This is a genomic window from Selenomonas sp. WCT3, from assembly GCA_900100835.1.
Classification (GTDB): Bacteria; Bacillota; Negativicutes; order Selenomonadales; family Selenomonadaceae; genus Selenomonas_A; species Selenomonas_A ruminantium_E.
Genome location: FNCM01000012.1, coordinates 66,320 through 82,435 on the forward strand (window position 1 = coordinate 66,320; position 16,116 = coordinate 82,435).

15 protein-coding genes are annotated in these 16,116 nt (G+C 48.1%); 10 read left to right on the forward strand and 5 right to left on the reverse strand.

What is annotated here, in order from left to right; genetic code table 11:
- Positions 1-29: 29 nt before the first annotated feature.
- Together BLQ36_RS10425 and BLQ36_RS10430 are read left to right on the forward strand one after the other, a co-directional pair.
- On the forward strand, positions 30-689 hold the full coding sequence (locus BLQ36_RS10425; RefSeq protein WP_074515535.1) for a hypothetical protein: 660 nt from the start codon (positions 30-32) through the stop codon (positions 687-689).
- An 83-nt stretch (positions 690-772) separates the two neighbouring features.
- Entirely contained in the window at positions 773-2,014 is a 1,242-nt protein-coding gene (locus tag BLQ36_RS10430; protein WP_074515536.1) for an IS256 family transposase, read from the forward strand.
- A 104-nt stretch (positions 2,015-2,118) separates the two neighbouring features.
- On the opposite strand, the gene BLQ36_RS10435 is transcribed toward BLQ36_RS10430, so the two are convergent.
- From BLQ36_RS10435 to recQ, 3 genes are all read right to left on the reverse strand, one after another.
- Positions 2,119-2,613 carry an AAA family ATPase gene (locus BLQ36_RS10435; protein ID WP_074515537.1) on the reverse strand — a complete coding sequence of 165 codons (495 nt, stop codon included), beginning with the start codon at positions 2,611-2,613 and terminating at the stop codon, positions 2,119-2,121.
- A 613-nt stretch (positions 2,614-3,226) separates the two neighbouring features.
- A complete protein-coding gene (locus BLQ36_RS13675) occupies positions 3,227-3,559 on the reverse strand; it encodes a GNAT family N-acetyltransferase (RefSeq protein WP_081342321.1) in 333 nt (110 codons plus the stop codon).
- Between the two features lie 299 nt (positions 3,560-3,858).
- Positions 3,859-5,640 (reverse strand): DNA helicase RecQ, encoded by a 1,782-nt coding sequence (gene recQ, locus BLQ36_RS10445; protein WP_074515538.1) that lies wholly within the window; start codon positions 5,638-5,640, stop codon positions 3,859-3,861.
- A gap of 169 nt (positions 5,641-5,809) precedes the next feature.
- Between recQ and BLQ36_RS10450 the strand changes: the two genes are divergently transcribed.
- From BLQ36_RS10450 to BLQ36_RS10480, 7 genes are all read left to right on the forward strand, one after another.
- Positions 5,810-7,243 (forward strand): TolC family protein, encoded by a 1,434-nt coding sequence (locus BLQ36_RS10450; protein ID WP_074515539.1) that lies wholly within the window; start codon positions 5,810-5,812, stop codon positions 7,241-7,243.
- Entirely contained in the window at positions 7,240-8,367 is a 1,128-nt protein-coding gene (locus BLQ36_RS10455; protein WP_074515540.1) for an efflux RND transporter periplasmic adaptor subunit, read from the forward strand. The genes BLQ36_RS10450 and BLQ36_RS10455 overlap by 4 nt, the downstream gene beginning before the upstream one ends.
- Positions 8,368-8,389: 22 nt before the next feature.
- Entirely contained in the window at positions 8,390-9,112 is a 723-nt protein-coding gene (locus BLQ36_RS10460; protein ID WP_074515541.1) for an ABC transporter ATP-binding protein, read from the forward strand.
- Positions 9,102-10,319, forward strand: coding sequence for an ABC transporter permease (locus BLQ36_RS10465; protein ID WP_074515542.1), 1,218 nt, complete (start codon positions 9,102-9,104; stop codon positions 10,317-10,319). Before BLQ36_RS10460 ends, BLQ36_RS10465 begins: the two co-directional genes overlap by 11 nt.
- An 86-nt stretch (positions 10,320-10,405) precedes the next feature.
- Positions 10,406-11,095, forward strand: a complete 690-nt coding sequence (locus tag BLQ36_RS10470) for a DUF2225 domain-containing protein (RefSeq protein ID WP_074515543.1) — start codon at positions 10,406-10,408, stop codon at positions 11,093-11,095.
- A gap of 5 nt (positions 11,096-11,100) precedes the next feature.
- Entirely contained in the window at positions 11,101-11,790 is a 690-nt protein-coding gene (locus tag BLQ36_RS10475) for a hypothetical protein (protein ID WP_074515544.1), read from the forward strand.
- A 69-nt stretch (positions 11,791-11,859) separates the two neighbouring features.
- Positions 11,860-13,509: a DUF4127 family protein gene (locus tag BLQ36_RS10480; protein WP_081342323.1), complete on the forward strand. Its 1,650-nt coding sequence runs from the start codon at positions 11,860-11,862 to the stop codon at positions 13,507-13,509.
- Positions 13,510-13,545: 36 nt separating this feature from the next.
- On the opposite strand, the gene BLQ36_RS13470 is transcribed toward BLQ36_RS10480, so the two are convergent.
- Positions 13,546-13,698 carry a hypothetical protein gene (locus BLQ36_RS13470; RefSeq protein WP_156033552.1) on the reverse strand — a complete coding sequence of 51 codons (153 nt, stop codon included), beginning with the start codon at positions 13,696-13,698 and terminating at the stop codon, positions 13,546-13,548.
- Between the two features lie 128 nt (positions 13,699-13,826).
- Positions 13,827-14,570: a DeoR/GlpR family DNA-binding transcription regulator gene (locus BLQ36_RS10485; protein WP_074515552.1), complete on the reverse strand. Its 744-nt coding sequence runs from the start codon at positions 14,568-14,570 to the stop codon at positions 13,827-13,829.
- Between the two features lie 203 nt (positions 14,571-14,773).
- Between BLQ36_RS10485 and BLQ36_RS10490 the strand changes: the two genes are divergently transcribed.
- Complete coding sequence (locus BLQ36_RS10490; RefSeq protein ID WP_074515546.1) at positions 14,774-15,757, forward strand: sensor domain-containing diguanylate cyclase; 984 nt, start codon at positions 14,774-14,776, stop codon at positions 15,755-15,757.
- The last annotated feature ends 359 nt before the right edge of the window (positions 15,758-16,116 follow it).

Sequence of the window (16,116 nt, forward strand, 5' to 3'; positions counted from 1 at the left end):
CTAATTTATAGAGAAAAGGAGGTGAGTATATGGTAGAAAGAGTATCTGCGGCAGAACAATTGGCGAACTGTTTTACGGCAACAGGTGCGCGGGTGAAAAATGCGAATACAGATTCTGTGTTCGCCCGTGTGCTCGGGGATGCTTATAAAAATGTGACTGCACCTTCGCAGGAAGAGAATCCTTCACAGCAGGTGGAAGCGCGAAATACACCAGAAGGTATTGTCAAGTGGCTGGAACATCGGGATATTTATCCCGAACCGGATGACAAGGCTTTGGTAGATTATCTCTACGCGGATAAACACAACTACAGTGGGCGCTTGATTGTTTACCAAAATTTTCCTGACGGATCTGAGTTTTATTATCCGCCCAAATCAGCTTCGTTTGAGGAAAAGATGGATTTTATCAATGCGATGAAACCGCTTTCGTTTTTAGAACGCATGGAATTAGGAGGATTGGTAACCGATAAATTTGGTGCTACACCCTTTCATCCCTATTTACAACGTGTGCCGATGAGTGAAGCGGGAAACTTTACGAACAAGCAGTTGTTTGATGAATTACGTCAGGAAGTGAAAAATCATTTGGCTAGAATGCTAGCGGATGATCCAGCGCGTGCACAGTGTGAAAAGGAAGGTAAACTTCTCGATTACATGATGAATTCATTGGATAAAACGCAAAATCGGAGTCTGTGAAACAAAGTCTGTAAAAAAATAATAGCTATGTATTATTAAGGTCTCCTAGGGTAAAATCTAAATACTTTAAGGAGGCCTTTATTATGGCAAGAGAAAAGAAAAACTTACACAAAGTTCAGATGACAGACGGAAAGCGCCAGATCATCCAACAGCTCATTCAGGAGTATGACATCGAGACAGCTGAGGATATCCAAGATGCTCTCAAGGATCTTCTCGGCGGAACCATCAAGGAAATGATGGAAGCAGAAATGGATGACCATCTTGGCTATCACAAATCAGAGCGAAGCGAAAGCGATGATTACAGAAACGGATATAAGACTAAGCGTGTTAATTCCAGCTTTGGAAGTCTTGATATCCAGGTTCCACAGGACAGAAACTCTACATTCGAACCACAAGTAGTAAAGAAAAGACAGAAGGATATCTCAGAGATTGATCAGAAGATTATCTCTATGTATGCCAAAGGTATGACCACACGGCAGATATCTGACACACTTAATGATATTTATGGATTTGAAGCTTCAGAAGGCTTTATTTCTGATGTTACCGATAAAGTCCTGCCTCAGATCGAAGAATGGCAGCACAGACCATTAGAGGATGTCTATCCGGTTATCTTCATAGATGCTATTCACTATTCCGTTCGTGATAACGGAGTAATCAAAAAATTGGCTGCTTACGTTATTCTTGGAATTAACTGTACTGGACACAAAGAAGTTCTAACTATTCAGGTTGGAGAAAACGAAAGTGCTAAATACTGGTTCTCTGTACTGAATGAGTTGAAAAATCGTGGAGTCAAAGATATCATGATTATCTGTGCTGATGGGCTTTCAGGAATCAAAGAGGCTATAGCCACAGCTTTTCCTAATACTGAGTATCAGAGATGCTTGGTTCATCAAGTTCGTAACACCCTTAAATATGTTCCTGACAAGGACAGAAAGGCCTTCGCAAAAGATCTTAAGACTATCTATAATGCCCCAACCGAAGAAGAAGGTCGGAAGGTTCTGGATAAAGTAACAGAAAAATGGGAAGAAAAATACCCTCGTGCCATGAAACGCTGGTATGATAACTGGGATGCACTTTGTCCGATTTTCAAGTTCTCGTCAGAGGTGAGAACCATCATCTATACCACCAATGCTATCGAAAGCCTCAATACCACTTACCGAAAGCTGAACCGTCAAAGAAGCGTATTTCCAAGCGATCAAGCTCTCTTGAAGGCTCTTTACCTTTCGACTTTTGAAGCTAAGAAGAAATGGACTATACCCCTAAGAAACTGGGGAAGAGTATATGGCGAACTCCAGATTATGTACGAAGGAAGACTCCCAGAATAAACAAAAAAGCAGTTCTACTCATATCGAGTAGAACTGCGACTTATTGAGTTATATTGCGATTTTATGTTCCATCGTTTATCCCGACAAACTGGAATTTGTTGATATCAAAGCGTCAGTATTTCACTCACGATTTCACAAACGTTCTTATTGACTGTATCCACTTTTATGGTGTCAAGTATTTGATACATGTTGATTCTTGCAACACTTCTGTCGATTACATCGTTACTGCGGATCCCCCTGGCGATGTCAGCAGAGAGTCTTTTACGCAAATTGGTTTCATCGATCATAAGCGAAATCTTTATGACTCTCGCATCTCCTGTGTCCAGACTATTGATTATTTCGTCAATAATGGATTGTTCATGCATTACCCAGCAGAAAATGATATTTTTATAGGCCGTACAGTGGAGAAAACTATTCAGCAAGAAGCAGATGTTGCGCATGACCATGGCTTTTGTTTCTTCTGTTACCTGAAACGGATCGGCATCCCAACACCAATCGCCGTCAAGAAAAACACTGTTCGGCAACTCCTTTTTTAGCTGCTGACTTACCGTCGTTTTACCGACGCCCATTGTACCGCCAATCAGATATATTGTTTTCATATCTGTTCCTCACAAATCCCGATTTGCCCATCGTCTATAAAACTGAAAGTTAAAGTGTATGATAGTACGGACAGATATTCTCATAATGCCCGTCTTTCATTCTGAATCCACCCGGTATCGTTCCCAACTGCACAAAGCCTAATCGCTCATATAAATGTCTCGCAGGCACATTGCTCTCAACTACAGCAGTGAACTACTCCCGCCTATAGAGGCGGGAGCTTCCTGATTCGTCGAGAACTGCGGTACGCTCTCCCAAAAGAGAACATATCCGTCTTACACACTCTCCACAGGCGTAACTTCCCGTAGTTCCTACGGTAGTTGTGATTTGTCGGCTAATCTGACTTCGCACATGTTACATCCCGAATGGTTACGGGAAAGAGAGGATAATCACAAAAACCTTGTTCGTACCTGCTGGGAGCTTACTGCCTTGGTTATCGACGTTTCAGACTCCGTGAGACCGTAGCATAACAGTCTATAGAATTTCGCAGGTCTTCTCCTTTCTTAGAAGATTTCCGATATTCGTTGCTAAGATTGTACCACAAAACTATCTACGGAGCAATTGTCTGGCTCAATTACTTACGTAAATTCGCCAGCCCCGCCAGAAGTCCCCCACCTAAGAGGTAGAGGACTTCTGGCGGGTTAGGTTAAACTGCAATACCCGAAAGCCAAGTTCTTTACCTTTGGATAGACAATCTATTACCAGTTTCTCTCCAATATGCAACCCTCGACACTTTGAACTTACTGCATAACTTGCATTACAAATATGTCCACATCTACCGACATTATTCGGATGCAAAATATATAAACCAACAATCTGTCCATCGTCTTCAGCGACTCCAGTATAACTCTGCGATTTAAAAAACTCCCGGCCTGACACATCGTCAAGAAGATCTTCCTGAGGAAACGCTATTCCATCCTCGACAACTTCATTCCAGATTTCTATCATCTTATTAATGTCTTTTTCTCATATTTTCGAATAATCATTCATATGCCTCCTCGTCAGTTATACTGAAATATAATTATGTACCAATTTTAACATAATTCTTGACGAAATCAATGGAATTAGGTATAGTCAAAACGAGTTGAATAATGGTAATCTTACTGCCATACAGCTCGTCAATTATCTTAGGATATCTAATTTACAGAAAAACTTTCACACACTCCCAAATCGGTAATTATTAGTTAACAATATAAAGAGCCTGTCAGGTTTTAGTGACACCTGACAGGCTCTTTTAGCGTAAAGAATTATCGATGTTCCTTTATGCATTGCAGGAAGGTTTTGCCGTATTTTTCGAGTTTCAGTTCGCCGATACCTTTGACGGTTAGCATTTCGTCGAGGGTTTCGGGTTGGATGCGGCACATGTCGCGCAGGGTGGCATCGGAGAATACCACGTATGGCGGGATGTGGTCGCGGGCGGCGATTTCTTTGCGCAGGGCGCGGAGGTAATCAAAGAGTTCCGGTGCGGCTGGTTCTTTTTCCTGTTCTGGTTTCGGTACAGCCTGATAGACTTTTTCCTGCCCTTTTAGTACGGCATAGGCACTGGGCTGTAAGGTGAGTACTGGATACTGGCTTTCAGTCAGGGCTAGGTAGTCGGTGGCGATGAAGCGCTGAATCAAAAGTTTGATGTCAGCGAGACTGCGTTCTTTCATGAGGCCGTAGGTGGATAGTTCCTCGAAGTGGAACTGTTTGACTCGTTTATCCTGGGAGCCTTTGAGAACTTGGGCGACAAGGGTCAGCCCAAAGCGTTCGCGCATGCGGTAGATGCAGGAGAAGACTTTTTGGGCGTCGATGGTGACGTCAATGCGCTCAAGGCCGGCTTTGCAGTTGCCACAGTTGCCGCAGGTTTCAGGAGCGGTAGCATCGCCGAAATAATGGATGATGAAATGGCGCAGGCATTCCGGGGTGTGGCAGTAGTCGACCATTTTTTGCAGGCGACCGAGGTTATGGGCCTTGCGCTGTGGGTCTTCTATGGACACATCGATAAGGTATTTCTGGGTCATGGGGTCCTGAGGGGAAAAGAGCAGGATGCAGGTGCCCGGCTCGCCATCACGGCCTGCACGGCCTGCTTCCTGATAGTAGGCTTCGATGTTCTTGGGCATGTTGTAGTGGATGACATAGCGGACGTTGCTTTTGTCGATCCCCATGCCGAAGGCGTTGGTGGCCACAATGACTTGGATGTTATCGTAGAGGAAATCATCCTGGGCCTTGGTGCGCTGTTTTTCCGTGAGTCCTGCATGGTAGCGGCCGACGGCAAGTTTCTTTTTTTTCAGCAGGTCGTAGACTTTGTCGACTTCCTTGCGGGTGGCGGCATAGATAATGCCGGATTCCTCCGGATGATTTTTGACGTAGCTGACGATGAATTTTTTTTTGTCTTCGCCGCGGCGAACTTCAAAGTAGAGGTTGGGGCGGTCGAAGCCTGTGACGTGAATCTGTGGGGCTTTTAGGCTCAGGAGATTTATGATATCGTCCTTGACTTCCGGCGTGGCCGTGGCGGTAAAGGCGGCTACCAGTGGGCGGTGCGGGAGACCTGCGATAAAGGGGGCAATCTGCCGGTAGCTTGGGCGGAAGTCGTGGCCCCATTGGGACAGGCAGTGAGCTTCATCCACGGCAACCATGGAGATGGGTTGGTGTTCAAGGATGTATTGGAAATAGCTGGTATCGAGCCGTTCTGGGGCGACATAGACCAGTTTGTACTGACCCGCGGCGATGGCATTTAATCGCGCGTCGGATTCTGAAAGGGATAGTGTGCTGTTGATGTAGGTTGCTGGAATGCCCTGTTCGGCTAGGGCGTCGACCTGATCCTTCATCAGGGAAATCAAGGGGGATATGACGAGGGTCAGTCCCGGGAAAATCATGGCGGGAATCTGAAAGCAGATGCTTTTGCCGGCACCGGTGGGCATGATGGCAACGGTGTCTTTGCCGGAAAGCAGGCTGTTTATTATTGGTTTTTGGGCTGGGCGGAAACTGGGATAGCCGTAGAAGCGGCGTAGTAGTTCTAACGCCTGGTCAAAGTATGGATTATCCATGGAAGTGGCTCCTATCTTAATGATTTTCTTAGCATTTCTTTATGTTTAATCAACTATTCTATTTTATCATAATCTGATAAAATAGGTTCAGACAGTTGGAGGAATTTGTAGTATTCTATAGAATAGAGAGAATAGACTTTTTCAAATGAACCTGTAGGAGGAACCTTTCATGAATTATCATCGCATCATGAAAAATAAAAAGCAACACCTGGCACTGGCTTTGGCCGGTGCTATGTTTATGATGACGCCGGCAGCTTATGCGGCGGATGTTTCACTTCAGGATGCCATCAATCGTGCGCTTTCGGAGAATACGGGACTTAAAGTCACGCAGAAGGGGGAGGATTCTGCAAAATATAAGCTGGATAAGACGAAAATCCAGAATGGTGTCGCGCCGGCCGTTACAGGAGAATTGAGCGCGGAAAAGAAGGATTCGGGTGCAACTGATGCATCGGGGAAATTGGCGGCAACGGTATCGGTACCGATTTATTCCGGCGGCAAAAATCAGGCCAATATCAAGCAGGCTAAAATCGGCGTAAAGGCTGCCGATTTACAGACGGAGCGGGAACGGGAAAATCTTAAACTGAATGTAATCAAGGCCTATTATAATGCGCTGGAAGCCAAGAAAACGGTGGGCGTCCGGCAGGAGACGGTCGACAAATACAAGGAACATTACAACAATGTCAATCAGCTCTATTCCGCTGGTGCTAAAGCCCGGATTGATGTAATCCGTTCTTCGGTAGAGCTTAGCAATGCCCAGCAAAATCTCATCAAGGCGGAGAACAGCTATGAGATGGATCTGGCAACCTTGCGCAACTACATGAATATGGACCGCACGGAGCCTTTAAATCTCACGTCGGACTTTTCCTATGATGTGTTTGGCATCGACATGAACGATTGCATCGATTACGCCTATAAAAATCGCAAGGATTTGTTGGTGGACCAGTACAAGCTAGAGCAGCAGGAGCAGGCCATTAAGGCCGCTAAGGCAGGCTATCTGCCATCGGTAAAGGTCAGCCTGGGACTTGACCAGACTGAGCGCTACAAGCCGTCGAGCTCCTCAAGCCATGGGGCTTCCGCTGGTGTGGGCCTGTCGTGGAATATCTTTGATGGCGGCCTAACCCGGGCGGAGGTAAAATCGGCTAAGACCGATTACGATGTGGCCCGTCTCAATCTGTTGAAGGATAAGGAAGATATCGACCTTTCGGTACGGCAGGCATACTACAGCATGCGTGAGGCGGAGAAGCGTTTTAACTCCACCAAGGATGCCGTCAACCAGGCGGAACAGGATTATTACATCGCCCGGGAAAAATACCGTGCTGGTGAGGGCTTGATGCTCGATATCATCGACGCCCAGGAGGCCTTGTCGACGGCGCGGTTGAATCACATCAGCGCTCAGTACGATTATGCCCGCTATAAGGCCACGGTGGAAAACGCCATGGGAATGGGCTTAAATGCCAGCGAAAGAGCTTCGGCTGATGATTTGGAAACGGATGTGGATACGACCCTTGCTAATTCATCTGTGGCAGAACGGGCTGGGGATACAGCTGAGGCATTGCGGGCGGCTGAACAGAAACAGGCAGAAAGAGTTGGAGAAGTGAAATGAAACTTAAATTTGATTGGAAGGTCAAGACTGGCATAGCTGTTCTGGTTTTGGCGGCCGCAGCCTTTGGCGGCTGGAAATATTACCAGGGACAGCAGCAGGCGAAAAAAGCGGCGGCGGTGGAAACTACCGAAGTGGTCCGCATGAATATGAAGTCAACGGTTTCGGCAACGGGAACGATTCGGCCGGTGAATTCCGTTGAGGTAAGTTCCAAGGTAACGGCCCGTATCAAGCAGGTGCTGGTAAAGGAAAATGAACAGGTGACGGCTGGTCAGACGGTGGCTTTGCTGGATGGTAAGGACTACGAGGCAAAACGTGACCAGGCAAGGTTCAAGGTAACGAATACCAAGGCAAAATACGACCGTGTCAGCTATCTTTACAGTATCGGCGCCAATACCCAGGCAGAACTTGAGGATGCGGCACTAAATTACGATACGGCGGTATCGGCACTCTCGGAGGCTGAGTCCGATATGAACGAGATGACCATCACGGCGCCCATGTCCGGCGTGGTTGTCGGTGAGCCGAAGACTGCCGGAACCATGGCTACCCAGGGTTCGGACAATCCGACGGTAATCATGCGCATTGCCGACTTGTCCAGCAAACAGATTCAGGCTAAGGTGGATGAAACGGATATCGGCAGCATCAAGGTGGGGCAGACGGCCACCTTTACGGTAGATACCTATACGGGCCGTACGTTTACCGCTCGGGTGTCGAATATTTCTCAGACCGATACCAGCAACAGCTGGGATACGAAGTCTAGCTCTTCGTCTAACTCTTCTTCGGCCAGTGTTATTTATTATTATGTAACTCTCGATGTGGACGACCCGGATAATCTTTTGCTGCCGGCCATGACGGCCCGGGTGGAAATCAACACCGCCAGCAAGGATGATGCGTTGGCTGTCCCCATTTCCACGCTGAAAACGGATGCCAATGGTTCCTATGTTATCGTCAAGAATCCCGATGGTACCCAGGAGAACCGCTATGTCCAGACGGGAATCTACAGCGACGAATACGTGGAGATTCTCGATGGTCTCTATGAAGGGGAGCAGGTGGTAAGTACCTATACCGCCAAGAAGAGTAGTAACGCGGCAAAAAAGCAAAATGGCCCGGGCGGGCCGCCTATGTAAGGCACGGAAGGTGAGGTTTCCTATGGAAAAAAAGGAAGATCGTTATCCCACGATACAGCTTGCCGGCATCCGAAAACTCTACCATATTGGCGGTGAGACCTTAGCGGCGTTAGATGGAATCACTACCAATATCTATCAGGGGGAGTTTGCTGCCCTCATGGGCCCGTCGGGCTCGGGAAAGTCCACGCTGATGAATATCCTGGGGTGTCTGGACCGGCCCAGCGAAGGGTCTTATAAACTCGATGGCGAGGAAGTATCCGGCCTCAGCGATGATGCCTTGGCCATAACACGCAATAAGAAAATCGGTTTTGTCTTCCAGAACTTCAACCTGCTGTCCCGGATATCGGCCCTGGAGAATGTTGCACTGCCCTTGGTGTATGCCGGAGTGGGCCGCAGGGAGCGCTTGGAGCGCGCTCAGCATTATCTGGAAGCGGTAGGCCTTGGGGATCGTGCTGACCATCAGCCCAATGAATTGTCCGGCGGTCAGCGCCAGCGCGTGGCCATTGCCCGGGCGCTGGTCAATGACCCGCATATTATTATGGCCGATGAGCCTACCGGTAACCTGGATACCAAATCCACCAGGGAAATCATGGATATCTTCGAGGCTATGCATGAGAAGGGACGGACGATTATCCTGGTCACCCATGAGCCGGAAATTGCCGCCTGTGCGAGCCGCCAGCTCTTGGTGCGGGATGGCAAGATAACCCGTGATGAAGGAAAGGGAGTGGTCATGGATGTTGTTTAGTGAAAGTTTCCAGATGGCCCTTACTTCCCTTTATGCCAATAAGATGCGAAGCCTGCTGACCATGTTGGGCATCATCATCGGTGTGGGCGCGGTCATCGCGCTGGTATCGGTGGGGATGGGCGTGCGCAGCAATGTCACGAGTTCTATTGCCAGCCTGGGGTCCAATATGCTGATAGTATCGCCAGGTTCGTCGAATCGGGGCGGCACCCGTGGTGGTGCAGGTTCTATGCAGACGCTGAAATACGACGATGCCACGGCTATCAAGGAAAAAATCAAAAACATCGATTACGTATCACCGTCGGTGTCCAGTTCCTATCAGGTTGTCTATGGCAATAACAACTGGAAGACTTCCGTGCAGGGGGTGACGCCGGAGTTCATGGCAATCCGATCCCTGTCGATTAGCAATGGCTCGTTCATCTCGGTCAATGATATGAATAAGCGAAGCCGCGTGGCGGTTATCGGTACGACGGTGGCGGAAAATCTTTTCGACCAAGAAAATCCGGTGGGCAAGAATATCCGCATCAACAATCAGCCTTATAAAGTCATCGGCCTGCTCGATTCCAAGGGGCAGTCCTCCATGGGACAGGACCAGGATGATATGATTTATGTGCCGATTACCACTGCCCAGGAGCGAATGCTTGGCATTACCTATGTCCAGTCCATCAATATCCAGGTCACTGACCAGAAATACATGGACCAGGTTCAGTCGGAAGTCGAGACTCTTTTGCGCACCCGCCATCATTTGGTGGGGGATAAGGAGAATGATTTTAACGTTCGCAATCTAACCAGTCTCATGGAGACGGTCAGCCAGTCCACGGCTATGCTGACGATGCTTTTGGGGGCGATTGCAGGTATTTCCCTGCTGGTTGGCGGCATTGGTATTATGAATATCATGATGGTGTCGGTGACGGAGCGTACCCGGGAAATCGGTATCCGCAAGGCGTTAGGAGCTACCTTTATGAATATCATGACCCAGTTCCTCATTGAGTCCATGGTCATTGGGGTTATCGGCGGCATAATCGGAATTGTAGTTGGTTGTGCAGCCTCTCAGATCATCGCAACGGTGGGGAATTTCAAGACGGTTATCACCGTGGCACCAATCATTATTTCTTTTGTGTTTGCCGTAGGAACTGGTTTGTTCTTTGGCATCTATCCGGCCCGGAAAGCAGCAAAGCTCGATCCAATCGAAGCTTTGCGGTATGAATAAGCTGGTGTCTTCATTTATTTTTCCAGATTTGTGTGGTATTCTAATTATATTGTCTAAAAGGAATCAATTATCATAAGGGGGATATTATGGGAGAATTTACTTTTGTTGTTGAGAAAACGTGTCCGATTTGTGGGGAGTCGACGCGGGTAGTAAAGACAAAGTCTAAATTGTTGATGGATCATATGGATGAAGATTTCTGCGTTCATTATCAGCGGTTCAATCCCTATTTCTATAAGATTTGGTTTTGTGAGAAATGCGGTTTTGCTGCGGATGAAAAAACCTTTTTAGGAACGATTCCGGAGCTGCATAAGCGCAAGATCCAGGAGTTCCTCGCCCAGCGTAAACTTGGCCTGGAATTCGTGGAAGAGCGAAAAACACCGGAGGCGGTAGCGTCATTCAAGCTGGCTATTTTCTATGCTGAATTGACGGATCAGCCGCTCGCAAAACGGGCCGGGCTTTATTTGGAGCTTGCCTGGATCTATCGTGATGCCGAGGATGAAGAAAACGAGATGGAAATGCTCAAACGGGCGGCAGAGCTCTACGACCGGTCGTTGATGACAGAACGCTATCCGATTAACGGAATGTCGGATTCGATGGCTATGTATCTGATTGGTGCTATTTATTTCCGCATGAAGGATTATGAAAAATCCACCCAGTACATTTCCCGCATTATCGGGGACCAGAACATTCGCAACAATGAAGCCCAGATTTATAAACGCGCCCGTGATTTGTGGCAGGACATTCGCCAGCTCAAGGGCGATGAACCGGAGGAATAAGGAACATGATTGATTTACCCGCCAGTTGGCAGGAACAGCTGCAAACGATTGATTGGTCAAAACTTGAAGAGAAGGTTCAGGATTATGGTCCAGTGATTCAAATCATTCAACATACCTGGAATCGGGAATCCCTGCAGGAAATTAGCCAGGGCAAGCTATTTGTCCCCGATGAGGTGGTGAATGAAGCTATTGCACAGCGAATTCCTGCCAATGGACGGGTAACGGCAGTCAAGGTGGTGTCCCATGCCAATGGCCGCATGGACATTGTGACGGATACCACTTCTGTGGGGAAAATTGAACTGTCCGGTGAAATCAAGGAATTTGTCCATTCTGGGGATAAATCCTATGCGGTTTATCAAGTCAGGGAACGCAATATTCCTTCTCATGGATTGATGTCCTGGGTGTTTTCGCGCATCTCGCTGTCTATGGCGGAGCGTTTGGTGGGAAAAATCGAGATTTCGGATGACATGCCGGTGAACATTCATCGGAATACGATAAATATCGATTACAGCAAAGTGCTGGCGGCCTCGGATTTTGGCAAAGCGGAGTTCCAAGGTTACCGCTTGCTGGACCTTGTCGAGGTCGAGGGGGCTGTCCCCAAAGAGGGCGGCATTGAATTCCAAACTAAACTCAATGTTCCGGATTCTGTGAAAAACGTGCTTATGCAGCTTGTGGCGGATGAGACGGAAGATTAAGCGAAAACATAAAGAAGGGAGCGCGATTCGTTGAGAAGACGAATTCTGTCGTTGCTGGCAGTCTTGCTGATGATGGTTATGGTACTGCCAGCGGCTTCGGCGCGGCATAAGGAGAAGGAACCGTCGGCCGTACAGAAGATTATTTATGTGCCGCATGACAATCGGCCAATATCGAATAAACAGACCACGGAAGTAGCCAAAAAGCTAGGGGTGGAGGTAGTAGTACCGCCGGATAAACTCCTGGGGGACAGGCAGAATCTGGGCCATCCGGAGGAGCTCTGGAGTTGGCTGGAAGATAACTTGGATGATGCCGATGCAGCCGTGATTTCCTCGGATTCCATGCTCTATGGCAGTCTGGTAGGGTCACGGAAGCATAATTGCTCGGAGACGGAGCTTTTGACCCGTACGGAGCGGTTTCGCAAACTCCATCAGGCCTATCCCAAACTGCCCCTTTACGTTTTTGGTTCAATCATGCGAACGCCAAAATCCGGAGAGGCCTCCGGCCGTGAGGAGCCGGATTATTATCGAAGCTATGGTTCCGATATTTTCCGTTACACGGTGTTAAAGGATAAAGAAGAACTAACGGGGCTTACCAAGCGGGAGCAGAAAGAAGCTGCCTTTTTGCAGAAATTGATTCCCTCAGCCGATTTAAAGGATTGGCTGGGGCGCCGGAAGAAGAACTATTCGATTAATGAAAAACTCATCCGGATGGCTCGGGAGGATACCTTCAATTATCTGATTTTGGGCCGGGATGACAATGCTCCCTATTCCCAGACCCATAAGGAAAGCCGTCATTTGATTGCCGAGAGTCAGGACCTTGATAAGGCCCGGTTCCAGATTATGGCGGGCATTGACGAAATGGGAATGCTGCTGATTTCGCGAGCGGTGAATATCGCCCACGGGGAAATGCCGTCGGTTTATGTGAAATACAACTGGGGGCGGGGGGCCAATACCGTTCCTGCCTATTCCGATGAGAAAATCAGTGATTCCATTCGTTCGGCTGTAACAGCGGCTTATGGAAGTATAATAACGGACCTGGCCAAGGCTGATTTGGTGTTGATGGTCAATACCGATACCCAGGGCAAGACCTACGAGGCCAATGATCCGTCTAATGACAGTGTTTCTGCGCGCCACAGTTCGGTTTATTTTGCGGAACTGGTCAAGGAGTATGTGGAAAAGGGCTATCCGGTGGGGATTGCCGATATCCTCTACGCTAACGGTGCGGATAATGCCCTGATGGAAGAGCTCAAAAATCGTGACCTGCTTTTTAAAATCCGGGCGTATGCCGGATGGAATACGGCGACGAACAGCACCGGCTTTGTCATCGGTGCGGGGATATTGACCAAGTACATGAAGGCCGAGGATATCGATGAATTGCTTCTGACCCGTTATTTGGATGATTGGGTGTATCAGAGCAATATCCGCAATACGGTGCAGCGCCAGCTTAGCTGGCTTCGCGGCGAGGGCTACTATGGCAGCCTCGATGAGAAGCGCAAGGCGGTGGGCGTTCGTACCAGTCAGATGATTTCCCGGTTCGCCGAGAAGAATCTGCCAAAGTTTAAGAGCCTGGAAGAGATACAGGTGACTTTCCCTTGGAACCGCATGTTTGAAGCAGACATTGAACGCAGTGAACATAAAGAAATTCACTTCTTCCAGAATACGGTGCAGCCCGTTAAATCTGACGTAAAAAAACGCAAAAAAAAGGCATCACTTCGATAAGGTTCGAAGTGATGCCTTATTTATTTCAGCAACGAATCAACCGTTGTTCTTTTCCGCGTTACGAGCTACCTGGGCGCATACCGTTACAATACGATCCATAAAATCATATTCCATGGAACTTTCTTCCCAAGCGGCACGGAACTCAAGACTATCGATTTCCTGACCGAGGACTTTTGCCAAGTCGCGCATTATGTTTCCCTCCTGTTATTGTATTTGTAAGTTCCTATTAGTATCAACTCACAAGAAACAATTATAACAGGTTTCTATAAAAGCGCAAGGACTTTTTTTCCGTGGCCAATAAAATTTGCAATGGGAAATCAGAAGGGATAGACGTGGATACCGTGGCTGTTCAGCATGGTCAGTGACTCACTGTCAGCCTGGTCATCGGTGTAAACCGCGCTTATCTTATCCAGGGGCAGCAGGGAGACAACGCCGCTGGCTTTGAATTTGGTAGATTCGGTGAGAACGATGACCTGGCTGGCACTTTCGGTCATGGCTCGGGCGGCTTCGGCCCGCATGAGGTCGTTGGACATGAAGCCCTGTTCGTTGAGTCCATCGGTGCCAACAAAGAATTTGTTGACGTAGAAGTCCTTTACGCAATTGCGAATCATGGGACCAACCATAACCTGGGACTCATTCTGGTATTCGCCCCCCAGCAGGATGACATGGGCATTGGGCTGCTTGCGGATGAAATCCGCGATAAATGCCGAGTTGGTAATAATCGTGATATCACGGCGGTTGGTCGCCAGTTCTTCGGCCAGCAGAGCACAACAGCCGCCGGATTCAATCATGACAGTTTCGCCGTTGTGGATGCTCTCCGCCGCACGATGGGCAATGAGGCGTTTGCGCTCATAATTGAAGGAAAGGTGGTTGGCGATATCGTCGCTGGAAGTCATGGCCGCATAGCCGTGTTCACGGCGCAGGAGTCCCTTGTGTTCCAAGAGATTTAAATCTTTGCGGACAGTTACCTCGGATACGTCAAGTGCTTTGGCTAGTTCGGTGACGGCAACCCGTTTCTTTTGGTTGACGATGTTCAAAAGTTGAGAGTGTCTCATGTGCATAGTATAATATCCTACCTTTTCCATAAATACTTCCGTTATCTAGATAGATTATAACACAGCTGAACAAGTGGGAAAAGGTTGCATATGGGAAATCATGATAAAGAAAATAGGAAAATAGTCCTTGCGAATGAAGGAGGGTTGTAGTAAAATTAAAAGCAGTTTAGAATGATAAGAAATACGATGAAAATAAATGAGGAGATCCTATGGGAGATATCGTAGGCAGTTTCAGCAATGAGGCACTATGGGGGATAATCATAGTGATGGGGGTAGTCATCCTGTTACTGCTGGGGGAGCTTTTTTATGCGAGGCTTCAGCTTCATTCCCGGCAGGAACGTTATTGGTGGGTGCTGGGCGCATCGGATATGTATATGTTTGAATACGATGCGGTTAATGATGAACTGTTGTTGTCGGAGCATTTTTCGGTGATGTTGGGGGTTCCCAGACATATCTTCCAGTTTTCGAAGGTGATGGGAAATACCCGAAACCCACAGCTTCGAAGGGGACTTGATAATATTCCGCGCATTTTGGAGGCGGCGGAGAAAGAGCAGAATTTAGAGATTGTCCGGCAGGATGGCAGTACGGGAATTTTCCGGGTTCGCTGCAATTCCTTTAATGACAAGCATGGCAATTTGTGTTCAACAGTGGGCATCCTGATGGATGTTACCCGGGAGGTACAGGAGGAAGAAGCCCTGCGGGCCCGGGCTGAGCTGGACGGGTTGACAGCGGTATACAATTCTGGAACGGTGCGGTTCCTTATTGAGCGCATGCTGAAAGAACGCCCGGACCGGGCAGTAAGCGGCTTTGTTATGCTGGACGTGGACCATTTCAAGGAAATCAATGATACCATGGGGCATATGACGGGGGACCGGGTGCTGCAAAAACTCACCGAAAGCCTTCGTTCGTCCATACGTGAAACTGATGTCATAGGACGTTTGGGTGGTGATGAATTCTGCATTTATCTGCCAAAGATTGCCGGCTATGATTTTTTGTGTGATTTCTGTGAACGGCTCAATTCCGTGGCGGTCAAAAATTTTGAGGAAGCGGATTTGGGGATGGGGGTCACCATTAGTATCGGCGGGGTGATGGTCCGGAGCCAGGAAGATTTTGCCGATGTTTACGGCAGGGCCGATAAGGTGCTTTACGCAGCTAAGGCACAGGGACGCAATACCAGCTGCGTGGCTGAATAAGAGACGGAAAAAGAGGCTATGAAATTGCAGTTTGTAGGGTAGCTGGGTTCAGATTCGAAGCAGCTCTTCGCCGCCGCTAGGGGCAGTACCAACACTACGCGGGAGATATTTTCCTAAACGAAATTTTTATCGTTAATTAAGCATCGGAAAAATCCAAAACGCGCTTCGCTTGGACGGTAGAATTTTTCCGACGAAAAGGGAGGATAAAAATTTCGTTCTTAACGGAAAATATCAAACGCTTCGTTTATGGCACTGCCCCTAGCGGCGGCTGACTTTTGGAACTAAAAGCCTTCCCCAGAGGGGAAGGCAGTTTTGTGACGGCTCTAGCCTAGGCGGCGAGGGACACAGTACCATAAGCG